The sequence below is a fragment of the Novosphingobium indicum genome (assembly GCF_014645195.1).
Classification (GTDB): Bacteria; Pseudomonadota; Alphaproteobacteria; order Sphingomonadales; family Sphingomonadaceae; genus Novosphingobium; species Novosphingobium indicum.
Window position 1 is genome coordinate 1 of the sequence record NZ_BMLK01000038.1, and the last position, 21899, is coordinate 21899.

The following is a 21899-nucleotide window of genomic DNA, read 5'->3' on the forward strand; positions in this document are numbered from 1 at the left end:
AGGGCTGGGACATGGATATTCTCCTGGCGGACGAGGCCCGACCATTCAGGCCGCTTGCCGCGTCCCTTTCACCACTCCCTTCCTCCATGCGCGCAGTGCGTCGTTCCAGTCATTGAAGCCCGCAGGCGGCCAGATCGTCTCTATGGTGCGGCCTGGCACGACATGGGCCTCGCTGGCCTTGGCGGCACCGATGCGCCCGGCCCGGTCGTTGTCGGGCAGCAGGATCAGGCGGGTGACGGTCTCCGGCACGGCAACGTAGGGGAACCGTTCGCTGCCGAGCGTTGCCCAGACGGGGACGCCCAGCAGGATCATCGCTGAAAGAGCGGATTCCACCCCTTCGGCAAGACCCAGCACCTCAGTCGCCGGTGCGAGGATGACAGCGCCTCGGCCCGGTTGCGCAAGAGAACGACGCGGATGGGTAAGGTCACGGGCGCGGCGCGGTTCCTGCGTGTCGAGGAACGTCCGCTGGAGCGCGACGAGGCGGTCATCTTCGTGGATTGCGGCGAGCATGGCGGGACGAAATGCCGCCAGCTTACCTCGCCCAAGCGGCGTGCTGGGATGATATCGCAGGACGGACGGCGTCAGCGGGATCGCGCGGCGACGGAGGTAAGCCTGAGCCGGTGTTCCCGCGATCGGCAGGGCTTGGTCCCACAAATCTTGCGCACGGCGTCGAAGCCAAACCGGGCTGAGGTGCGAACTTGGTGATCCGGTGAGCCGCTCGCCACCGGCAGGGATGCTCACATCGAGACCCCGGATTGCCCGCATGACGTCGATGGTCTCACAGCCCGCGAAGCATTTGAACAACAGGGCTGTCCTGCCCACCCTCACGGACAGACTGGGCATGTGGTCATTGTGCGCCGGACATCGACACATCCCGCCGCTCGGCGACCAAATCCCGCCAAGGCGTTTAACGAGATTGGCCGCCTCAGTTTCGAGGTCTCGATAGGTGAGTATGATGGACGATGCGGGCATGTCTGCTCCCCGACAGGAACATGCCCTTCCCCTCGCCTCCTCCTGCCCTTCATTGCCTGGTTCGCCAGCCGGTGAGGCCCGGCCGCAGGTGGGACATTCGCGACTGTCGGGATTTGAAACACCGATCTAAGAAAGTTGCCGTTCATAGCAAACGGACGAGGCTATCACCCGACCGTCCGGTTTCCCTGCCGCTTGCGCGTCCTGGTTTCTGTCCACGAAATGGCGCCCAACAGAATAATCACCACCATTCCGCCACCTGCGCGGAAAACCAATACTCGACCCGTAAAGCCGGAGGCCTCTCCCGTGTGAATAGGATAAACCGCGTCTTCCAGGCGATGCGCCCATGTCGCTCGGCACGGATCGTATTCGCGCACGATCCGGCCCGATGTCGCATCGATCAATACCGCGGCCCGTCCGGCCCAACTGCGCCACTCGCAATTCCGGCGCAGTCTGACGAAATAATAACCCGGCCGTTCGACAGGCGTCTGCAATTGAGCAAGCCTTCCATCGGGAAACCGCTGCAGGGCAAAGGCAAAGGCCTGGTCGGCGTCCCACTGCGGCTGTCGCGCCTCGCCCGTATCGGGCAGAGCGAAACGCGCCTCGAACGGATCGGAAAAGCCAAACAGGGCCCCTGCGCCCTGCATGAACGCCATGTAGACGCCGGTCATCGCCACAACCGCCAGCGCGGGGCCAACCATCATGCCGACAAGGCGATGCCAACCGTACAAGCGTTGTGGCCTCGAGCGCCACGTCCGAATCTTGGCGATCAAGGGCAATTTCGCGGCGCCCGGCCAGGCAACTCGCAAGCCAAGGCAGAGGCTGGCGAAGAGGAACACTCCGCTTGCGGCAACGAGCAGTTCACCAACGGCCCCTGCCAGGATATGCACGTGGAGATCGACCAGCCAGCGCCAGAAGGACCCGGTGAAGGGCGAACCCGGATCTTGCTCCTCTCTATCGAGGATCTTTGCCGTGCCCGCATCCAGCGTCAATATGCGCTTTCGGCCCTGGGCATCGTGATAGCGCGCCTCGACTACCCTCGCGTCTTCACCCGAGGCATTAAGCCGATCGATCGGTCGGCCGGAAAGATGACGAGCGGCCCCTAGTATGCGCGAGGGAGGCAGCGCAGTGAACGTGCCCGGCGTCAGTTCCGCAGGATGCTTTAGTTCCCGGTGAAAGACCAACAGGGCACCCGTCAGTCCCTGGGCCAGCCAGAGCAGACCGAGCGAGACACCCAGCCAACGGTGCAGCCGTTTCCAGGACTTTGCCGTCCGCGCTTTCATGCCGAATTGAAATCTGCTGTCACATTTGCCATCGCGTCCCGAAAACCAGTGAAGTAATTGCGGTACTGTCTCCGTCCTGCCGGGCAAGCCGCTCCGCCTTGCCCAACAATTGCGCATGCAGGACACCGGCATAGAACTGCGTCCGGTCATCGGCTTGGAGCAACGCGCGGCTGCTCATTTCAAGATTGCCTAGGCCCCCCGGGCCGAATCGACCCGTCGTGCTGGCCCAGTTCGCTTCGACCTTTCCCTCGATGCTGAATGGCCCGGCGATCGGCACCAGCCCGACGGCTTCAGCCCTCCCCAGTATCTTGCCATCCTCGGAGCGGAAGAACAGCATTTCGGTACCAAGTACAGGATGCGGCGATATTGCGATACCCACGTAGGGATAGAAGTCCGATGTACCGGCTCCCTGATCGGTTCTCAGTCCCGCTATCAGGGAAATCCCGGGGCTGACTTGTCGCATGTAGCGCGCCTGCAACTCGACACCGCCAAACACGGACGAGAAGGGAATGTCGCTGGAGAACTTGAAAGCCAGCGAGTCAGCTCCCTTTGTCGCCGTGGCCGTCATGTCGGAGAAAAGGCTCTCGTCCCCTTCGCCTCTGCGCAGCTCGAAATAGTCGAGGTTTAGCGAAATCGACAGTACCTCTTCTTGGTCACCCAGTTCCTGAGCACTCGCATCCAGCGGTTCGCATAGCGCCCCGAGTGCAGCAACAAGCATGATGGCCTGCCTAGAACGGCTAAAGCCTGCCTGCTCTGCGCCTGCCGGGCCCCTTTGCGTACGCAGGATGCGGCGTATTGCGCTCAGGCAGACTTCTTCGGCATGGAAATCCTCGCACGCTGGGAAGGCCGACGGCGCGACCCGACGAGGAGGCAAATCGATATTCCAGCCCGAAAGCCGGCGTTCGCTTCCGCGTGCCGGACGAGGAGAATTTTCGTTGAGCGGCATAGGAATACAATTGATATGAAGTTCGATAACTATGCGTTTCATTTATAGGGTGAACTGCAGCCGAGAGCGATTGGTCACCCCGGCCAGCCACCGACGAAGTGCGACGTAGTCTTTGACCTCCCGACAGCTTGCAGAAAAGGCGCGGGATTCGCACCAAGAACATGGCCTGACATCGTCCCGGGCACGAGCGGGCGCAGCCGCAAACGAGAATATAACTTTTTGTAATAGACATGTGACCACCGTTGAATTGTGTTTCTAGTCCTGAATTTTTAAAACGGTGGAATTGAACGCAAGTCCGAGGAACACCATGAAAGACCTGACCCGCGTGGTTCACCACCCGAAGATCGACCAGAGCGGATTTGAAAGTCTTACTGTTCCAACGTATCGGGCTTCGACGATCGTTTTCGACACCGCCGAAGAGTATGCCAATCGAAAGCACCGTGGACCGGACGGGTATACCTACGGGCTACATGGCACTCCGACGACCAAGACGCTCGAAGCCCAGCTGACGGCACTTGAAAATGGCGAACGCACGGTCATCGTTCCGTCAGGTCAGGCCGGCATCGCGATTGTCCTGCTGACTGTGCTGCGCCCGGGCGACAAGGTCCTGATCCCGGACAATGCCTATCCGCCCGTGCGCGGCTTCTGCGTCAACTACCTTGCCCCGCGCGGGATCGACCATGCCGTTTACGATCCGATGATCGGTGCCGAAATTGCCGACCTGATCGACGACCAGACCAAGCTGATCTGGATGGAATCGCCGGGCTCGACGACAATGGAGTTTCAAGACATCCCCGCCATCGTGAAGGTTGCTAAGGCGCGCGGGATCATGACCGGTTGCGACAACACCTGGGCGACACCGCTGCTATTCAAGCCGCTCGATCACGGCATCGATTTCTCGATGGAAGCGCTCACCAAGTACGTTGGCGGGCATAGCGACATTCTGCTCGGCTCGATCAGTGTATCGGAAGTCGCCCTGCATCGCGCGCTCAAGGACACAACTCGCATGCTCGGCATCGGCGTGTCGCCCGATGATTGCGCATTGGCGCTGCGCGGACTGGAAACCATGGGCGTTCGCATGAAGCATATCGGCGAAGTCAGCACGATCTTCGCGAAGCGAATTTCCGGGCTTCCCGGTGTCGAGCGCGTACTACACCCGGCGCTGCCCGAATGCCCCGGCCACGAAACGTGGAAGCGCGATTTCGCGGGCTGCTCAGGCGTCTTCTCGGTCGTCCTGTCACCCGAGACGGAACCCTATATCCCCGCCGCACTGACTGCGATGAAGACCTTCGCGATCGGTGCCAGCTGGGGCGGCACGCGCAGCCTTATCGTGCCAATGTCGGTCCGCAACGACCGCGTCGCCACGCCATGGACCGAGGAAGGCACGATCCTGCGCATCAGCGTGGGACTCGAGGATGTAGAGGACCTGTGGGCCGACCTGGACATGGTGTTCCGCGAAATCGGCGTGGCATCCGTGGGCGACATCGCGCAGGATATCTGAACCATGTCCCGGCGCACACGTAAACTGCTGATAGGTGCGTTTCTTGCCCTCGCTGCGCCGCTGGCCGGTTGCGGTGGCTCCGAAACGACCGGCGGCGCGCAAGGAGAGGCCAGCGACGGCAAGACGCTTGCCGCGATCAAAGCGCGCGGCTACATCCGCTGCGGCGCCAGCCAGGGCACCGTCGGCTTCGGTGCACCGGACGACAAGGGCTACTGGCGAGGGCTGGACGTGGAAACGTGCCGGGCCATCGCCGCTGCCGTGTTCGGGGACAAGAACAAGGCGCGTTTCATTCCCCTGACCGGCCAGCAGCGCCTCACTGCGCTCCAGACCGGCGAAATCGATGTGCTGCCACGCACCACGACGTGGACCCTGCTGCGCGATGCCAACGGGGTGAATTTCACCTATCCCAATTTCTACGATTACACCGGCTTCATGCTGCGCAAGGACAAGGGCGTCCGCCGTGTGCAGGACATGACCGGCGCATCGGTGTGCATCCAAACAGGCTCGATGCCTGAAGTCACCTTCGCCGACGTTTCGCGCAAGTACGACCTGAAGCTGCGCCCGGTGGTGTTCGACAGCGTTCCGGCCACGCGGCAGGCTTTCTTCGGTGGGCGCTGCGATGCGTTGATCACCGATGCCTCGGCCCTTGCCTCGATCCGCGCCACGCAGGCCCAGAACCCGGAAGATTACGTCATCATTCCCGCGAACGACGAGGTCACTGCGCTGGCCCCCTCGGTTCGGCACGGCGACGATCAGTGGTTCGATATCGTCAAGTTCGCGTTCCACGCGATGCTGATGGCCGAACAGCTGGGGATCAACCAGGCCAACGTCGACGAAATGCGCCAGTCACGCGACCCCATCGTGCAGCGTTTCCTCGGCGTTGAGCCGGGCAACGGCAAGGCCCTCGGTCTCAGCGAGGACTTCGCCTACAATATCGTCAAGCAGCTTGGTAACTATGGCGAGATGTACGACCGCAACGTGGGCAAGGACAGCCCGCTGAAGATCGAGCGGGGCATGAACCGGCTGCAGCGCGACGGCGGACTGATGGTCCCCATCGGCTTCTACTGATCGGGCCCCACCAGCATGGCCCGCCCGTCTCCCGCCCGCGAATCGACCGCTAGCGCCTCCACCGGTTGGCGCATCGCGCAAGTGGCGATTGTACTCTCGCTCGTCGGCCTGTTCGCCTGGCTGGCAAGCAACACCGCGCAAAACCTGCACAGTCGCGGGATCATGGTCGGCTTCGACTTCCTGTGGCGCGGCGCCCGCTTTCCCATCGCCGAAAGCCTGCTGCCTTACGACCCGACCGATAGTTTCGGCTGGGCCTTCGTCGTCGGTCTGGGCAACACGCTCTACATCACATTGCTGGTGATCGTCCTGTCCACCGCGCTTGGCGTTGTCGTCGGTGTCGCGCGGCGTTCCAGCCATCCTTTCGCGAGCGGCCTTTCCGCTGTGTTCGTCGATACCTGCCGCAACATGCCGATCGTGGTGCAATTGCTGTTCTGGTACGCGGTGGTCGCGTTCGGCCTCCCCGACACGGACCACGCCAGCCACCCCCTGCCCGGCGTATGGTTCACCGACCGCGGACTTTACTTCCCGCGGCTGCATCTGGACGGACCACTGCTTCCCGGCGTGTTCGTGCTGGTGGTGGGACTCGGCTGGGCCTGGACGGTGCGGCGGCGCGATCAACGCCGGCGTACCGAAACCGGTCGCTCGCCGCATGCGGGACGCAAGATCGTGGCGGGAACCCTGGTCGCCGCGGTCCTGGTGGCGGCGACGACCGGCCTGCGCCCATCGCTTGAGTACGCAACGCTCGGCCGCTTCAACTACATGGGTGGCGTCACCCTTACCCCCGAATTCGTCGCCATCCTGGTTGGCCTGACTGTCTATTCGACCGCCTTTGCCGCCGAGATCATTCGGGGCGGCCTCGACGCGGTGCCGCGCGGACAGTGGGAGGCCGCGCGCGCCATCGGCCTGTCCGAACACCAGACACTGCGCCTGATCGTGCTGCCGCAGGCCATGCGGCTGATCATTCCGCCAATGACGAGCCAGTACATTAACATCATGAAGAACTCGACGCTGGCGCTGGTCGTGGGTTACCCCGAACTGAATTTCATCACCGCGACCACGATCAACCAGACCGGCCAGGCGCTCGAAGGCGTCGGCATCCTCATGGCGATCTTCCTGGCGATCAGCCTCGGTGCGTCCTGGCTGATGAACCTTTACAACCAGAAGCTAGGGCTGGTGACGCGATGATGCCGGTCGAAGCCTTCCTACGCCAGGACGCCGAAGCAGTCCGCCCGGCGCCAGCACTGGTCAAGCGCGGCTGGCGCAAGCTGCTGTTCGGCGATGTGGCGAGCAGTCTGCTGACCGTGCTGATCTCGCTCTGCGCGCTCTGGGCCGTGCCCCGCGTGCTGGACTGGGCGGTGTTCGATGCGGTGTGGCGAGGCAATGGCCAGGCCTGCTTCGATGCCGGTGCCTGCTGGGCCTTCCTTGGTGCCAAGTGGCCGCTGATCCTGTTCGGAATCTATCCGCCGGACCAGCAATGGCGACCGATCGTGGTCGTCCTCGCCTTTCTCGCCATCACCTTGTGGTCGCTGCCGGAGCGCAACTGGACGCGCGCTACCGCCACCGGCTGGCTGGTGGTCATAGTCAGCTCGCTGCTGCTCATGGGCGGTGACACCCTCGGCCTCCAGCCGGTGCCGACGGGCGACTGGGGCGGCTTGCCGATCACCATCCTGCTGACCGTCCTTTCGCTCACCATCGGGTTCCCCTTCGGCATTCTGCTGGCGCTCGGCCGCCGTAGCGAAGACCGCATGATGCGCTGGCTGTCGGTTGGCTTCATCGAGATTGTTCGCGGGCTGCCGCTGCTGACCATGCTGTTCATTGCCGCCATCCTGCTGCCGCTGATGCTGCCCGATGGCGTAACGTTCGACAACTTGTCCCGTGCGCTCGTCGCCCTCACCTTCTACAGCGCAGCCTACCTCGCGGAGGTTATCCGCGGCGGCCTGCAATCGCTGCCGAAGGGACAGGAAGAGGCCGCGCGCGCGCTGGGGCTGGGCCGCCTCGCCACCTTGCGCTTCATCATCCTTCCGCAGGCCATCCACGCGGTCATCCCGCCCCTCACCAACACAGTGGTCGTTGTCGTCAAGAACACCAGCCTCGTGCTGGTGGTCGGCCTGTTCGACCTGCTGAGCGCCGGTCGCTCGGCCCTGACCGATCCGGATTGGCCCTCGCCCTACATCGAGACCTACATCCTTGTCGGCTTCGTCTACTTCGTGATCTGCTTCGGCATCTCGCGCTATTCGCTCTGGCTAGAGCACAAGCTATCCGCAGGAGTTCAGCGGTGACAACTTCCCCACTTACCGGCGAAGAGCCTCCCGCCATTGTGATCGACGGCCTCAACAAATGGTACGGCGACTATCATGCGCTCCGAAACGTGGAACTGTCGGTCAAACGCGGTGAACGCATCGTGATCTGCGGTCCATCCGGTTCGGGCAAATCGACCCTGATCCGCTGCATCAATGCACTGGAAACGCACCAGGAGGGCGCGATCACGGTTAACGGCACGCAGTTGTCCTCCAACTTCAAGGCCATCGACGAGATTCGCCGTGACGTCGGCATGGTGTTTCAGGGGTTCAACCTGTTCCCGCACCTCACGATCCTCGAAAACTGCATGCTGGCGCCGATGCGGGTACGCCGTCAGCCCCTTGCCGAAGCGGAAGAACGCGCCCGCCACTTCCTGGCCCGCGTGCGCATCCCGGAACAGGCGGACAAGTATCCCGGCCAGCTCTCGGGCGGACAGCAGCAACGCGTGGCCATTGCCCGTGCGCTGTGCATGTCTCCCAGTGTGATGCTGTTCGACGAGCCCACGTCCGCGCTTGATGCCGAGATGGTCAAGGAAGTACTCGACATCATGGTCGACCTTGCCGAGGAAGGCATGACGATGCTGTGCGTGACCCACGAGATGGGCTTCGCCCGCCAGGTCGCGGACCGCGTCATCTTCATGGATGCCGGGCAAATCGTCGAAATGAATACGCCGGCTGAGTTCTTCGGCAATCCCCGGCATGAGCGCACGCGCACGTTCCTGGCCCAGGTCCTGCACTGATATCCTGCAGTCCCGCCGCCCCCACCCCGATAGGAGTTACCACCCATGTCCGTCATCGAACGGCTTCGCGCTCTCGATATTGAACTGCCGCAGCCACTGGCCCCTGTGGCAAACTATGTCCCGTTCATGCGCGACGGCAATCTGGTCCATATCTCGGGCCAGCTTTCGATGGACAAGCACGGCGGGGTGCGCGGTGTTGTTGGTGACGAAGTCGATATCGAACTCGCGGCACACGGTGCGCGGCTTTGCGGCATTAACCTGATCGCGCAGTTTCGCGCGGCCTGCGACGGGGATCTCGGCCGCGTGCAGCAAGTCCTTCGGCTTGGTGGCTTTGTGCGTACCCATGGCGCGTTTGATCGCATTCCCCAGGTCATGAACGGCTGCTCCGACCTCATGGTCGAGGTGTTTGGCGATGCCGGACGCCATGCCCGCTCGGCTGTGGGCGTCTACCAGTTGCCCATGGGCCATGCCGTGGAAGTCGAAGCCCTGATCCGCATCGCGGACTGACCTGCGCCCCGCGTTCACTACCCTCACCCTCACTGAAAAGGGGCGGCTCCAAATCGGAACCGCCCCTTCTTTTTGCGCACCATTCGCGCCGCGATCGTTTCACGGGAGACGAAACGGCCTGCATGTTGGCATAGTAGGCCTCGAGCAGCTTGCTGCTGCCCTCGACCTGCTTGTATACCAGAGAGATCTTGTGCGTGCCGGGCTTGACGCGGAACACCTAGGAGCCAACAACCGGCTGCCGATCTTGCTCGTACTTGTTCACTTCCTGGACCGCCGGGGAGCCGATGTTGATGCGCTTGATCACAATCGGCTCCTCTTCATCCAGTTGGAGCATCGCGCGCACCGAACACGGGCACCCTTCGCTGGTATCGACCGCAATGCCAGAGGTGAACGTCACCATCACGTCGGTGCCCTTCTTGGCCTTCGTGTTGACCGTGAGAGAGGAGACGCTCGAATCCGCGCTCTGGTCGATCATGATCGGATCGCGGTTGGGTATGTTGGAGTAGGCGATACCCGTTCCTTGCATGGCAAAGGTCGGCATTTCCTCTCCGCTCACCATGGCCGGCGCCGCAAGGAAGAGACTGCCCAAAACCAGGGTGTTGATTTTCATTATCATCCTTTCACTCGCAAAAATGGCCATGGCCAGAACCGCGACGGAAGCGATCCTGACCATGGCCTGCTGGGAACTTGTGCTTCGCCGAAGGCTATGGCCCCGGCGCCTTCGTCACTTTGCCGGGTACGGCAACGCCTGAAGATTGGAGTAGAACGCATTGAGCTTCTCGCTCCGGCCAGTGACCGGGAGATAGATCAGCGAGAAGCTGTGCTTGCCCGGCGGGACCGAGTAGACGTAGGAGCCGTCCACGCTCTGCCGGTCGGCGCCCAGTTTGAGCAAATCCTGGGTGCCGAGCGTTCCGAGATTGATGCGCTTGACGACGACCGGTTCCTCGTCGTCCATCTGTAGCATGGCACGAACCGAACAGGGGCAGCCCGGCTCGGCTTCCACTGCCAGTTCGCTGGAGAACTGGACCAGCACGTCCGTCGGCTTCTCGAACGTCAGGCTCACGGTCGAAACCGTCGTATTGCCTTCCGGGGCGAGCGTGGTGTGGCGACGGTTGGGCACGTTGTAGAAGGCAATGCCGTTGCCGGTCCGCGCGAAGTCGTCCGGAGCGGCGCTGGCCGGAGCCTGCTGGAAATCAGCCTTGGCCAGTGCCGGGGCGCTGCCACAAAGCGCCACGGCGAGGGTACCAAGGGTCAGGATGGATGGCTTGGGTTTCATGGTGTCAATTCCCTGTCTGGGGCCACGCGCTCAGCGCGCGGCACCCGAGTAGTTGCGGAGCAGGCGGAAACCGATCACCAGCATCGCACCGGCAAAGATCAGCAGCGCCAGAACATCCCCGAAGATCCGTCCAAAGATCGTCGACCCGGATTCAGGCTGGTACTGGAAGCGCGGAATGTTCCAGAGCTCGTCCTTGGTAAGCACCCGGTTTTCCTGCACCGGCTTCAGGAAGTACTGCCGCCAGACATCGTGGTAGGCCTCGACCTGTTGGTTGAAGTTGTTGAAGCTCCCGGCGCTACTGTCCGCCAGTTCGTTGAAGGCGATCTGGGTCACGGCGGCGGGACTCAGGTACTTCAGCCGTTCGGCAAGGGTCTGCTGGGCTTGGCGCTGGTTTTCGAACTCGTCGAAGATCGGCTGGGCAATCTTCTCGGCCTGCTGTTCCAGCGGCAGAACCTTGAGGTAGAAGTCGGTGTTGCTCGCCTTAAGCGCGGCTTCCTCGCCGGCCCGCAGCAAGTCGGCACGATAGGCACGGCTGAACTTGCTTTCCTTGGTCGCCTGCTCGTCACCCTTGCGCAGAGCCTGCACCATCGCAATGCGCGAAGGCAGCGGATAGAGCGTCTTGGCCGCAAGATTGAGGGCCGCCGGCAGCACCAGCACGAGCCCGATCCACGCCGCCATCATGATGAGTGCGTTGGTCGAGCTCTTCTTGCCCAGCGCGTTCACCAGCACGGCCAGTCCGAACCAGAACGTGCCGTAAAGCGCCAGGATCACGGCCATCATCGCGATCCGCCACGCATAGCCTGCAGAAAGGATATCAGGGTTCGCCACGATCAGTCCGAAGAGCGAAACCACGACCGCGGTGCCGATGATCAGGCTTCCTCGCAGCAGGATCTTGCCGAGCACGAACTGGCGCACCGAAACCGGTTGCGAAAGCAGCAGGACCTGCGTGCCCTGTTCGCGTTCGGATGACAGGACGTTGTAGCTCAGCGCGATGATCAGCAGAGGGTAGAGGTAGATCAGCACGAAGGAGAGATCGAACGTGCCCACGGCAAGATTGCGCGGGTTCTCGATTTCGTCCGTGTTGGCCTGCTTGAACATCGGCTTCCACTGGACCTTGACATAGGACGGAACCACGTCGCTCTGACCGATGGAGATGGCGGCAGTGGGTGCCGGTGGCTTGGTCGCCATCTCGTAGCCTTTGTAGCGCGCCAACTGTGCGGGCAGTCGCGGGTCCTCGGCGTAGGAGTACTTCAGCTTCCCGGCGAGGATCTTGTCGAGCGTATCGCGCTTTGACTGGAAGACCTTGTCGGCCATCTCGCGCGCTTCGATCGAATTGTCATAAAGGAATGTTTTCCATTCCGTGCCGTTCATGATGCCGTAGATCAGCATCACCAGGTAGATCGGCAGGGCGAGATAGAGGATCTTCTCCCGTGAGAGCAGAGTCCACTCGTTCTTCATTATCTGACGGATCATGGTCGAACCTTCCGTGCAAATTGTATGGTCAAGGCGGTCGACTTACATGTCGATCTTGATGCGGCGGGCACTCCAGGTCAGCCAGAAGATACTTCCAACCAACCACGCCAGCAGCACGAGGATCGAGACGAGGTTACGCCCCAGGATGGTCGAGAGACCCGGCGGGTCGAAGTCGAAGGGCGGAACCTTGGACCACAGCGACTTGTTGGCTCGGTACCCCCACTCGGCAGAGTACTGCGTCATGCCCTTGCCGCCCTGCATGATGTCGGCGTTGAGGATGCGCACCATGTTGCGGCGATAGGCTTCCGCGGCGTTCGAGAAGTCGTTGGCGAAATCCACGTCGGTTCCCGAAAGCGCCTCGGAAAGGCCTTCGATGGCGACGGCCGGCGACAGCACGGACAGCACCTGCTGGACCTTGTCCTGCTCGGCGTAGAGTTCACGCACCCGGCCATAGTTCTGGTCGAACACCTTGAACCCGTGCTCTTCGTCAGCCTCAAGCGCCAGGCCCTGGAAACTGTAGGGCAGGTCCTCGATGCGCGTGACGTTGTACTTCTTGAGCATCTTGTTCTTGAACGCGATATGGTTGGGGTGGTTGGGCTCGTGGGCGTGAATGCCTGCGTCCCGTCCCTTCTGGATCGAAGCCTCCACTTCGAAGGCGGATGGGGTCGGATAGACCGCCTTGCTGATATCGGCACCGATGCGCGGAACCAGAAGACCGGTGACGATCCAGAACCCGACCAGCGTTGTCAGCGCCGCGCCCGATGAGCGCGAGCGGATCGAGATCGCCAGCGCAACGCACACGAAAATCGCGAAGTAGGCGACATAAGCGAGCGCAACCACCAGTAGCTTGCCCTGGAAGTCGATCATCTCGTGCGGATCGTTGTTGCCGGCGAGAATCGCGGCGAGAACTCCCGCGATGAGGATACCGGGCACCAGCACGATGGCGATTGCCCCGGTGACACCGAGCGCCTTGCCCCAGACGAGCTTGGTGCGCGGTACGCCCATGCTCATCAACTGGCGGAAAGTACCATCCTCACGCTCGCCCGAGATCATGCCGAAACAGAGTAGGATGATCAGCAGCGGCACTAGCAGCTGCAAGACCATGGCACCCGACAGGTCGCCGAAGCGCGCCAGCGCGGTGGCATCGGCGGCCGGTTTGAACGCGGCCTGGTTTTCTTTGTGTGCCTCGAGATACTGGAGCGTGCCCGTGTAGTCATTGAGGCCCGGATCGAACAGCGCCAGCGGCGTGGCCGGCTTGAACCCGTAGACGCCGTAGTGAGCGGCTGCGTGCGGGCCTTTGTCACCCTGGTTCAGCCAGCTGTCGCGGTCTTCCTGCGATGCTTCGATGCGCAGATCGCGATCGGCAGCATAGCGCTGCGCGCCGACCCCGAGCGCGATGAACAAAAGCGCGACGATGATTAGACTGGTCCACAGAAACCGGCCGTCTCGCCGGATCTCCGTGAGTTCCTTCTTTGCGATGGTCCAGATCATGTCTGCCCCCTCAGTCGTGCATGTGCTTGAGGTACAGCGCCTCTAGGTCGGCGTGGCCGATGTCCGCTGTGACTAGGTCAGCCACCAGTTCGCCGTGCTTCATGATGCCGGCGCGCGTGCCGCTCTCCTTGGCGCGGAACAGGTCGTGGGTGGCCATGAGAATGGCCACGCCGTCGCCCGCGAGCTGGACCAAGAGGTCCGAGAATTCGTTCGAGGCCTTGGGATCGAGGCCGGAGGTCGGCTCGTCCAGCAGCAGGACCTTCGCCTGCTTGGCAATTGCGATGGCAATGCCGACCTTCTGGCGCATGCCCTTCGAGTAGCCGCCCACGCGCTTCATCGGCGCATGATCGGGAAGACCTGCGCGCTTGAGGAAGCCGAGCAGGTCGGCGTCGGTGTATTCGCTGTGACCGGCCAGCTGGCTGAAGTAGCGTAGGTTCTCCAGACCGCTCAGATTGCGATAGAGCATGACGATCTCGGGAATGTAGGCCAGGGCCTTCTTCGTTTCGATCGAATGATCCGCGACATTCATGCCGTCGATCAGGGCCATCCCCGAACTCGGTTTGATGAAATCCAGGAACAGGTTGATCGTCGTGCTCTTGCCGGCACCATTGGCGCCCAGCAGGCAGTAAATTTCACCCGGTTCGATCTTCAGGTTGAGACCCTTGAGGGCAAGATGGCCCCCGTAGTCCTTTTTGAGATTGACAGCTTCAAGCACGCGACACCTCCGAAGTATGAATGAATTTCATGGATTTCCCGGATGCCGACAGTAAGCCGTGAAAGTGAGTGCTGCGCAATGTATTGCTTTGCAGGACTTCATAAGTGAATGTTATGGGATTTCTGAGTCCACCAGGGACCCGATCGTCGGGGGCTCAGCTGTGGCAGGGATCGACATGCGCTGAGCTATCGTAAAGGCTGGTTGGGCATCTTGCTCACGCCTGATAACCTGGGCGCATCGCGATCAAAATTACGGAACAAGGTCAGTTTCTGCCGAACGACGTGCCAGGAACGATCTGTTCGCGAGCAAACCTGACCCTGCCTTGATCAGGTTTCGCGACGGCGACTAATCACGAACACATCGCAAATGAACATTTCCGAACCGGAAGCCTCCACGGCCATCCGACACTTAACAATCATGCATAAATGCTTCACGCATAGTCACTTGTTATACTGTCAACCCCATGACCATTATACGACGACGCCGCAAGCTGGCAGATTGCAGGGAACTGCCAGCAGCGACGGCTCTAGACAGCTAAAAAGGTGTCGCAATTACAACACGATGTTGAGCCGATGGCGGAGAGGACAACCAGTACATTAGGGGATTGTTATGGGATCGTTCGTCAATCGCCAGGTCGCGCTGAAGGCGCTGCTTTGCTCCTCTTCCATTTTGCTTGCCTGGCCCGCGATGGCCCAGGAAGCCGCATCGGTCACGCCCTCGGACAACATCGTCGTTACCGGCTCGCGCTTCGGTGACCGTACCGTCCAGGATTCGCCCACGCCCATCGATGCCGTCTCGGCAGAACAGCTGACCAAGGGCGGCGGCAACGACCTGCAATCCATGATCAAGGTCGCTATCCCGAGCTTCAGCACGCCGCGCCCCTCGTCGGTAGGCACCTCGGACTATCTGCAGTCGCCCACGCTGCGCGGCCTGTCCACGGGTCAGTTGCTGCTGATGGTGAACGGCAAGCGGCGCCACACGAACAGCGAGCTCAATACCAACAACCAGATCGGCCGCGGTGACGTGGCCTATGACTTCGGTGCCATTCCGGCCTTCGCCATCAAGTCCGTGCAGGTCCTGCGCGACGGCGCGGCGGCGCAGTACGGCTCGGACGCCATCGGCGGCGTCGTCAACATCATGCTGGAAGACAAGTTCGGTGTGAGCGCATCGGGCAAGGGCGGCATCACGACCCATGGCGACGGCCAGCATCTTGAAGGCAATGTTGCAGTTGGCCTGCCGCTCGGCAGCGACGGCGGCGTGATCCGCGTGACCGGCATGTACGTCGATCACAACCATACCGATCGCGCGCGCCCCGATACCCGCCAGCAGTATTTCGGCACCGATGCGAACGGCAACCTGGTCATGCCTTCGAGCTATTACGGTTCGGGTACCGGCCTCACGGCCTCGAACGGCACGCTCGACGCGCGCGAGGCAACGTTCAACCGCGACATCTGGGTGTTCGGCGAGCCGGACTATACCAACAAGGCCCTGTTCGCGAACGCCAAGCTGCCGGTCGGCGACTTCGAGGCCTATGCCTTCGGTGGCTGGAACAAGCTGGACGGCACGACCTACAACTTCCTGCGCCGTGCGGGCCAGAACGAGACCGTCCGTGCGATCCATCCCGACGGCTACCTGCCGCTGAACGCGGTCGTACTCGAGAACTATTCGGGTACCGGCGGCCTACGTGGCGAGGCTGCAGGTTTCGGGATCGACGTCTCGACGACCTACGGCCAGAGCTACACCAGCCAGGCTGACTACAACACCAACAACGTAACCTACGGCGCGGACAGCCCGACCAGCTTCTTCCGTGGTTCGAGCCAGTTCGACCAGTGGACGACGAACCTCGACTTCACCCGCGATATCCCGCTGGGCGACGGCTCGCCCCTGCAGATCGCCTTCGGCGCGGAATATCGCAAGGAATGGTACAAGCTGGGCGCCGGCAGTCTCGAAAGCTACACCGATGGCGGCGTAGCCATTCTCGACGGCCCCAATGCGGGCAAGCAGGGTGCCGTCGGTTCGCAGCCGACCCCGGGCCTGCCGCCCTCGTCGGCAACCTCGGGCAGCCGCAATGCCAAGTCGGTTTATGGCGAAATCCAGAAGGTGTTCTTCGAAAAGCTCTTGCTTGATGCCGCGATCCGGTACGAACATTATTCCGACTTCGGCAGCACCACAAACTACAAGTTCGCCGGCCGCTTCGACGTGACCGACTGGTTCGCCTTGCGCGGTTCGTACGGCACCGGGTTCCGTGCTCCGGCACTCGCGCAAATCTACTACAACTCCTCCACCACCAACTTCCTCAACGGCAATCCGGTCGCGATCCGCCTGGTGTCGACGGCCGATCCGCTCTCGGCCCTCATCGGCGCTCCCGAGCTTAAGCCCGAAAAGTCGAAGAACTTGTCTGCCGGCGCGGTTCTGTCCCTCGGCAAGCTCAGCATCGCGGCGGACTACTATCGCATCAAGCTGGAGGATCGCCTCGCCCTGTCCGGTACGTTTAGCGGCACCGCGCTGGTTAATTACCTGACAGCCAATGGCTATCCGAACATCAGCTCGGTCTCCTTCGTCACCAACGGCGTGGACACCACCTCGCAGGGCGTCGATGTCACGGCGACGTGGAGCACCTGGTTCAGCGACGTCGACGAACTCTCGGTCACGCTGGCGGGCAACTACAACCACGCCAAGATCGACAATGTGGTGGGCACGCCCGGACCGCTTGCGGCGATCGGGATCACCACCCCGCTGGTCGACCTCACGCAGCAGGTTCGCCTGACGCAGAGCACGCCGGATAGCAAGGTCACGCTCAACTTCAACTGGAAGCATGACTGGATTTCCACCAACCTGACCCTGACCCGCTATGGCAAGGTTTCGCAGGTTGCGCTGACCAACAAGACCCAGGCCCAGGTCGATGCCCTGCTCCTGCCGGGCTACGACGTCACGCTGGTTCCCAACGGCAACAACTACGACATGATCCAGCACTTCGGTGCCGATGTCGTCGCCGATCTGGAAGTCGCGTTCAAGGTCAACGAGCAGTTCACCTTCACCCTTGGCGCCAGCAACCTGTTCGACAATATGCCCGACGAGCAGATTGCCTCGACGGTGGAATCGGTGGCCGCAGGCACCAACGGCGCCGACAACAACGGGATCTATCCCTACGCCTATATCGCTCCCTACGGCACTTCGGGTCGCTTCCTGTATGCCAAGGTAAAGGTCGACTTTTAACGACCCGGGCGCAGCGCCTTCGATCGCGAAACACGATGCAGCCTTCTGATCCCGCATATGCATCGCCGGTCGCCATGATCGACCTTGGCTCGCGGTCGGGTACGCACCAGCCGGATCGTCGCCAACGTGCGGCGATCCGGCATCGTGCGATGAAGAAGCTGGGATGCCTTGCCGCGCTTTCGGCACTCATCATACCGAACGCGAGCGTGACCGGGCGATCCTCCCTCCCTCCGGCGCCTCAATCCATCGCCGCTCTTCATGCCGCGCTGCGGGCACCCAATGCGCGCTGTACGCAGATAATCGCCAGCTATATCAAGCGCGCCCTGCGGCTCGACGGCAAACTCCACGCGCTTATCGAAATTGCACCGGAAGCGATGGCTGAGGCCGTGCGGATCGACGCGACGCCGATGGCAACACGCCGACAATTGCCGCTTGCCTGCGTGCCCCTGCTGGTGAAGGACAACATCGACGTGGCCGGCTTTGCCACGACAGGTGGCAGCGCGGTCCTGACCGGCAACATCGCTTCGACGGACTCCGCTGCCGTCGCCCGATTGAAGCGCGCGGGCGCAATCGTCATTGCCAAGACCAACATGTCCGAATTTGCATTAGATTTCAAAGGTCGCTCTTCGCTCGACGGGCAGACCTCCAGCCCCTACGCGGTCTCCGAAAGCGCTGGCGGCTCTTCGTCGGGCAACGCGGCCGCGCTGGCGGCCGGGTTGGGGCTGATTGCACTTGGCACGGACACCTCCGGATCGGCGCGCGTGCCCGCCGCCCTTGCCGGGACGACCGGCTTGCGCCCCACTTTCGGCACCATCCCGCTAGATGGCGTGATGGGACTGAGCCCCTCGCAGGATGTCATCGGGCCGATGTGCCTCGATCCCCTCGACTGTGCGACCGTACTGCGCGTGCTGTCGCCCAAGACGCCAGAAGACGCGCAGACACTGCGAGGCCTGCGCGTGGGCGTCCTGCGCGCCTTCATCACCGAGCCGCGCCAGGTCGCAGCGCTCGACAAGGCCCTGCAATCGCTCCGCACCGCCGGAGCCCACGTGTCCGACACGCACCTGCGCGACGAATTGGTACTGACCGGCACGATCGAAGCACCGGGCAAGGGTGCGAAATTTGCCAGCCGTTCCGTCTTCGATTTTCCGGACGTCATGGACCACTACCTACCCACGCGTTCTGACGCGCCCACAGATGCGGCGCAACTGCTCAAAGCGCTCCAAGGCTCGTCAGCCAAGGGGCAATCGACCGCCCGGGTCGTCGAGCAGGTGAGCAGCTTCATGGCCAGGCGTGCCGGCAAGGCAAGTGATCCGCGCTATGAAGCCAATGGCTCGTTTCGCGATCGCTTCGTGCGTGAACGGCTGGACGAAGCCTTCGCCTGTTACGGCAGCGCTCCCTGTTTCGACATCCTTGTCTATCCCTCGGTCCAAGGCCTCTATGCCCTCGCGCAAACAGGTCCGGAAACCGCCGGAACGCATCGGTTCGCAGCCTATTCCGGTCGTCCTGCGCTGGCATTTCCCCTCGGCACGGCCATGACGCCAGTGGGCCCTCGCCCCGTCTCGCTCGAAATCCTGGGGCGCGAAGGTGATGACCTGCGACTGCTTGCAATAGCCAGTACGTGGCAGAGGCTGGCTGGCAAGCCACGCATCGTCGATTGCGATACACCTACCGGAGCGGTGTGCCTGTCCCTGCCTTGAACAGGACGACGTCAGTCTTTGGCGCCAATGCGCAGCACATCGTTCAAGGCCGAGGTAAACTCGCGCACCAGCCGCGCTCGCTGCGCGTCGGGGCGGAACAGAATATAGGACTTGAAGAACACTGCCGGCTCGTAAGGGCGAATGACCAGCCCACGCTTCTCGAAGCCGTCCGACGCCATGGGATTGACCAGGCCGATCCCAACGCCTTGCAGTGCCAGGGCGCAGATCGTCATCGACGCTGGCGTCTCGACCACAATGTGCGGACGCGCGCCAACCGCCTCGAAAGTATCGGCGATACGCGAACGGGCCCGGTCTTCGGGCGCCAGCGAAATGAATGCCATGTTGTGCAGATCCTGCGCGTAGATCACATCGTTCTTGGTGAGCGGATGATCCGGCGGCATCACGGCAACAGCGCGAGCGCTCTGGAACACGCTGTGATCGACGCCGGAAAGGTCCACCTCATCGGCGGCAAGGCCGATGTCGAACTGCTGGTTGGCCACTGCATCGCGCACGCCCGAAGAGGAGAGCACCTGCAGCGTGATCGAGGTGTGCGGGTTCGTTTCGCGAAAACGCCGTACGGCGCGCGGCACAAGCGTCGAACCCAGCGCAGCCAGGCTGGCGATGCGCAGGCTGCCCGATCCGAAATCGCGGATGCGCGCTGCTGATGAGCGCAGCGAGTCCAGGCCGACAAAGGCGTTGTTGACGTCATTGAAGAACAACTGACCTTCGGGGGTCGGGATCAGCCGCCCCTTTACCCGATCGAACAAGGGAAAGCCGATCCGGCTTTCAAGTTCGGAAATGGCGCGGCTGACGGCAGGCTGCGTCACTCGCAAAAGCTCGGCTGCGCGCGACGCAGACCCGCCGATCATGAGGGCCCGAAAGATCTCCAACTGCCTAAAATTCACAGTGAACCGCTCCCCTAACCCTATGATGGCAGGTTATATCCGAGGCACTTTCTGTCAATCGGAATTAGGTGTTGCGCGGCGAGGGCAACCGGCCCCTCATTCCGCATCAAGCCGAAATATAGCGGGTGGGACGATAGGGAGCGAGAATATCGGCCTGTTGTCCCGTCATGATCTCGTGGGCCATGTAGCGGCCAAGGATCGGCGCCAGCGTAATGCCACTGTGCGTCACCACCATGAAGACATTGCTCACGCCAGGCACCGGGCCAATCACGGGCCGGTTGTCCAGCGGGTAGGGACGGAAGCCCAGCAGAATCTTGGCAGGCTCGGCATCCTTCACCGACGGGAAGATCTTGGCCGTTTCGCTGATGAGATGCCGCGCATGCCATTCCTTCAGGTCCTGGCTGGGATAGGCCATTTCATGATCGCGGATGCCGGCATGCTGGGGCAGGTCCGGCGGCGAGCCGAAACGGGTCAGCACTCGGCCATCGTAGTATTGCTTGAACTCGATGTAGCCGTCGTCCTCGAACACCTTGTTGGTTTCGAACGGCAGCGGCGTGGTGTGCACGACAAGACCCGGCTTGTGCGCCAGCTCGAACTTCTGCCCAAGCAACGAAACCACGTGCGGCGTAGCCGTCCCGCTGGCGCTCACCAGGTAATCGAGATCGAAGTCGCCCTTGGTCGTCGCGACGCTGGTGAACTTGCCCTTCTTGTCCACCTTGATGGCAGTCACTTCGCAAGGGTAGATCACCTTGGCACCATAGCGCTCCGCAATGTGCAGGTAGCGATGCGTTGCGAAGACCGGATCGACGTGACCGTCCTTGCGGGTCTGAAACGCGTAGCTGACCTCATCACCCGGAAAAACCACGGGGCATGCCTCGGTAATCCCGGGTCCGTTGAGCAGCTTGGGCTCTTCGTAGGTTTCGCGGATCAGGTCGGCCTTGGCTTTGAGCTTGGCGATGTTTCCTTCGCCGTTGACCCAGCTGATCGAACCGCCCCAGATCGCGCCCATGCCGTAGAGCATGTCGTCTTCCTGCCAGGCGTCGATGCTTTCCACGCGCAGCTTCATGTAGTGCGCATCGTTTACCACCGGATTGATCCAGGCCACCGAAGCCCCGGTCGCCCCGGCTGCCGGTTCTTCCTTCTCGAAGACGATGACTTCAGCGCCGGCTCGGGCCAATTGCACGGCGGTCGACGCACCGATGATGCCGCCGCCAACGATGCCGACACGAATCTTGCGCCCCTCGGCCAGCAGACGAGTATGTCCGGCTGCAGCCAGGGCAGCGGCGCCAGCGATGAAGCTACGACGGGTGATGATCATGGGCACTCCAATTGCATGTTCGGAGGATCACTTGCTGGACAACAGGTAGAAGACCAACGCGGAACGATCCCCAGGGTTGGTCACGCTGATGACCATCGATGTACCTGGCGCCAGCCCTGCCGGATCGGCCAGGAATGACTGAAGAGTCTCCTGGTTCCAGGCGATCTTCGCATCGACCAGGGCCTTGCTGCCTCCGCCCGGTCCAGAACCGGAGAGGCGGCCGCCCAATCCGAAAAGATTGGGCGCAAAGCCACTTTCCTTGCCCGGCTCGACAGAATGGCAGGCCGCACAGTTGTTGCGGAAATAGATGCGGCCTGCCTCGAGGGAAGCGGGGCTCTGCGCACTCACCGAGGGACCCGCGATCGACGCCGCAATGCCGGTTGCTCCAAACGCCGCCAGGACGATCGCCAACTTACGGACAGACATCTTCTTGCAACCTCGAGTCTCAACCACCTTGGAAAATCGGGACCGGTACTGGCAGGTGGCATTGCGTCACC

Annotated in this window: 19 protein-coding genes; 8 read left to right on the plus strand and 11 right to left on the minus strand. The window is 62.0% G+C overall.

All coding sequences use genetic code 11. From position 1 onward, the window contains the following. Positions 1-45 precede the first annotated feature (45 nt). The 3 genes from IEX64_RS22275 to IEX64_RS22285 all read right to left on the minus strand — a co-directional run bounded on the left by IEX64_RS22275 (position 46) and on the right by IEX64_RS22285 (position 3240). Complete coding sequence (locus tag IEX64_RS22275) at positions 46-804, minus strand: DUF7146 domain-containing protein (protein ID WP_229710651.1); 759 nt, start codon at positions 802-804, stop codon at positions 46-48. Positions 805-1136: 332 nt separating this feature from the next. After that, a complete protein-coding gene (locus tag IEX64_RS22280) occupies positions 1137-2252 on the minus strand; it encodes a PepSY-associated TM helix domain-containing protein (RefSeq protein ID WP_188823419.1) in 1116 nt (371 codons plus the stop codon). Between the two features lie 19 nt (positions 2253-2271). Further along, positions 2272-3240, minus strand: coding sequence for a copper resistance protein B (locus tag IEX64_RS22285; protein ID WP_188823421.1), 969 nt, complete (start codon positions 3238-3240; stop codon positions 2272-2274). 265 nt (positions 3241-3505) lie between these two features. Here IEX64_RS22285 and metC point away from each other — a divergent pair, with 265 nt between their 5' ends. The 6 genes from metC to IEX64_RS22315 are packed head-to-tail and all read left to right on the plus strand — an operon-like array spanning position 3506 to position 9311. Further along, positions 3506-4699: a cystathionine beta-lyase gene (metC, locus tag IEX64_RS22290; protein WP_188823422.1), complete on the plus strand. Its 1194-nt coding sequence runs from the start codon at positions 3506-3508 to the stop codon at positions 4697-4699. A 3-nt stretch (positions 4700-4702) separates the two neighbouring features. Further along, positions 4703-5767 carry an amino acid ABC transporter substrate-binding protein gene (locus tag IEX64_RS22295; RefSeq protein WP_188823424.1) on the plus strand — a complete coding sequence of 355 codons (1065 nt, stop codon included), beginning with the start codon at positions 4703-4705 and terminating at the stop codon, positions 5765-5767. A gap of 15 nt (positions 5768-5782) precedes the next feature. After that, positions 5783-6952, plus strand: a complete 1170-nt coding sequence (locus IEX64_RS22300) for an amino acid ABC transporter permease (RefSeq protein WP_188823426.1) — start codon at positions 5783-5785, stop codon at positions 6950-6952. Beyond that, positions 6949-8046, plus strand: coding sequence for an amino acid ABC transporter permease (locus IEX64_RS22305; protein WP_229710652.1), 1098 nt, complete (start codon positions 6949-6951; stop codon positions 8044-8046). The genes IEX64_RS22300 and IEX64_RS22305 overlap by 4 nt, the downstream gene beginning before the upstream one ends. Beyond that, complete coding sequence (locus IEX64_RS22310) at positions 8043-8804, plus strand: amino acid ABC transporter ATP-binding protein (RefSeq protein WP_188823428.1); 762 nt, start codon at positions 8043-8045, stop codon at positions 8802-8804. Before IEX64_RS22305 ends, IEX64_RS22310 begins: the two co-directional genes overlap by 4 nt. A 45-nt stretch (positions 8805-8849) precedes the next feature. Continuing rightward, on the plus strand, positions 8850-9311 hold the full coding sequence (locus tag IEX64_RS22315; RefSeq protein WP_188823429.1) for a RidA family protein: 462 nt from the start codon (positions 8850-8852) through the stop codon (positions 9309-9311). A 217-nt stretch (positions 9312-9528) separates the two neighbouring features. On the opposite strand, the gene IEX64_RS22320 is transcribed toward IEX64_RS22315, so the two are convergent. From IEX64_RS22320 to IEX64_RS22340, 5 genes are read right to left on the minus strand one after another with little or no spacing between them, the layout of a single operon-like run. Further along, a complete protein-coding gene (locus IEX64_RS22320; protein ID WP_188823432.1) occupies positions 9529-9984 on the minus strand; it encodes a hypothetical protein in 456 nt (151 codons plus the stop codon). A gap of 51 nt (positions 9985-10035) precedes the next feature. Next, positions 10036-10587: a hypothetical protein gene (locus IEX64_RS22325; protein WP_188823434.1), complete on the minus strand. Its 552-nt coding sequence runs from the start codon at positions 10585-10587 to the stop codon at positions 10036-10038. Between the two features lie 30 nt (positions 10588-10617). Next, entirely contained in the window at positions 10618-12060 is a 1443-nt protein-coding gene (locus IEX64_RS22330) for an ABC transporter permease subunit (protein WP_188823436.1), read from the minus strand. Between the two features lie 42 nt (positions 12061-12102). After that, positions 12103-13551: an ABC transporter permease subunit gene (locus IEX64_RS22335; RefSeq protein ID WP_188823438.1), complete on the minus strand. Its 1449-nt coding sequence runs from the start codon at positions 13549-13551 to the stop codon at positions 12103-12105. 10 nt (positions 13552-13561) lie between these two features. After that, entirely contained in the window at positions 13562-14266 is a 705-nt protein-coding gene (locus IEX64_RS22340; RefSeq protein ID WP_188823440.1) for an ABC transporter ATP-binding protein, read from the minus strand. Positions 14267-14875: 609 nt separating this feature from the next. On the opposite strand from IEX64_RS22340, the gene IEX64_RS22345 reads away from it, so the two are divergent. Both IEX64_RS22345 and IEX64_RS22350 read left to right on the plus strand, forming a co-directional pair. After that, entirely contained in the window at positions 14876-17482 is a 2607-nt protein-coding gene (locus IEX64_RS22345) for a TonB-dependent receptor plug domain-containing protein (protein WP_188823442.1), read from the plus strand. Positions 17483-17517: 35 nt separating this feature from the next. Next, the gene (locus IEX64_RS22350; protein WP_188823444.1) at positions 17518-19179 is read left to right on the plus strand and encodes an amidase; all 1662 of its coding nucleotides are present in this window, start codon (positions 17518-17520) and stop codon (positions 19177-19179) included. An 11-nt stretch (positions 19180-19190) separates the two neighbouring features. Here IEX64_RS22350 and IEX64_RS22355 read toward each other — a convergent pair whose 3' ends face one another. The 3 genes from IEX64_RS22355 to IEX64_RS22365 all read right to left on the minus strand — a co-directional run bounded on the left by IEX64_RS22355 (position 19191) and on the right by IEX64_RS22365 (position 21813). After that, positions 19191-20084, minus strand: coding sequence for a LysR substrate-binding domain-containing protein (locus IEX64_RS22355; RefSeq protein ID WP_188823446.1), 894 nt, complete (start codon positions 20082-20084; stop codon positions 19191-19193). 106 nt (positions 20085-20190) lie between these two features. Next, a complete protein-coding gene (locus IEX64_RS22360; protein ID WP_188823448.1) occupies positions 20191-21402 on the minus strand; it encodes an NAD(P)/FAD-dependent oxidoreductase in 1212 nt (403 codons plus the stop codon). A gap of 27 nt (positions 21403-21429) precedes the next feature. Then, positions 21430-21813: a c-type cytochrome gene (locus tag IEX64_RS22365; protein WP_188823450.1), complete on the minus strand. Its 384-nt coding sequence runs from the start codon at positions 21811-21813 to the stop codon at positions 21430-21432. Between the last annotated feature and the right edge of the window lie 86 nt (positions 21814-21899).

Excerpts from the sequence above, each read along its gene's own strand:
- IEX64_RS22280 (WP_188823419.1), bottom strand. The coding sequence starts at position 2,252 with ATGAAAGCGCGGACGGCAAAGTCCTGGAAACGGCTGCACCGTTGGCTG.
- IEX64_RS22285 (WP_188823421.1), bottom strand. The coding sequence starts at position 3,240 with ATGAAACGCATAGTTATCGAACTTCATATCAATTGTATTCCTATGCCG.
- metC (WP_188823422.1), top strand. The coding sequence starts at position 3,506 with ATGAAAGACCTGACCCGCGTGGTTCACCACCCGAAGATCGACCAGAGC.
- IEX64_RS22295 (WP_188823424.1), top strand. The coding sequence starts at position 4,703 with ATGTCCCGGCGCACACGTAAACTGCTGATAGGTGCGTTTCTTGCCCTC.
- IEX64_RS22300 (WP_188823426.1), top strand. The coding sequence starts at position 5,783 with ATGGCCCGCCCGTCTCCCGCCCGCGAATCGACCGCTAGCGCCTCCACC.
- IEX64_RS22305 (WP_229710652.1), top strand. The coding sequence starts at position 6,949 with ATGATGCCGGTCGAAGCCTTCCTACGCCAGGACGCCGAAGCAGTCCGC.
- IEX64_RS22315 (WP_188823429.1), top strand. The coding sequence starts at position 8,850 with ATGTCCGTCATCGAACGGCTTCGCGCTCTCGATATTGAACTGCCGCAG.
- IEX64_RS22320 (WP_188823432.1), bottom strand. The coding sequence starts at position 9,984 with ATGGTCAGGATCGCTTCCGTCGCGGTTCTGGCCATGGCCATTTTTGCG.
- IEX64_RS22325 (WP_188823434.1), bottom strand. The coding sequence starts at position 10,587 with ATGAAACCCAAGCCATCCATCCTGACCCTTGGTACCCTCGCCGTGGCG.
- IEX64_RS22330 (WP_188823436.1), bottom strand. The coding sequence starts at position 12,060 with ATGATCCGTCAGATAATGAAGAACGAGTGGACTCTGCTCTCACGGGAG.
- IEX64_RS22335 (WP_188823438.1), bottom strand. The coding sequence starts at position 13,551 with ATGATCTGGACCATCGCAAAGAAGGAACTCACGGAGATCCGGCGAGAC.
- IEX64_RS22345 (WP_188823442.1), top strand. The coding sequence starts at position 14,876 with ATGGGATCGTTCGTCAATCGCCAGGTCGCGCTGAAGGCGCTGCTTTGC.
- IEX64_RS22350 (WP_188823444.1), top strand. The coding sequence starts at position 17,518 with ATGCAGCCTTCTGATCCCGCATATGCATCGCCGGTCGCCATGATCGAC.
- IEX64_RS22360 (WP_188823448.1), bottom strand. The coding sequence starts at position 21,402 with ATGATCATCACCCGTCGTAGCTTCATCGCTGGCGCCGCTGCCCTGGCT.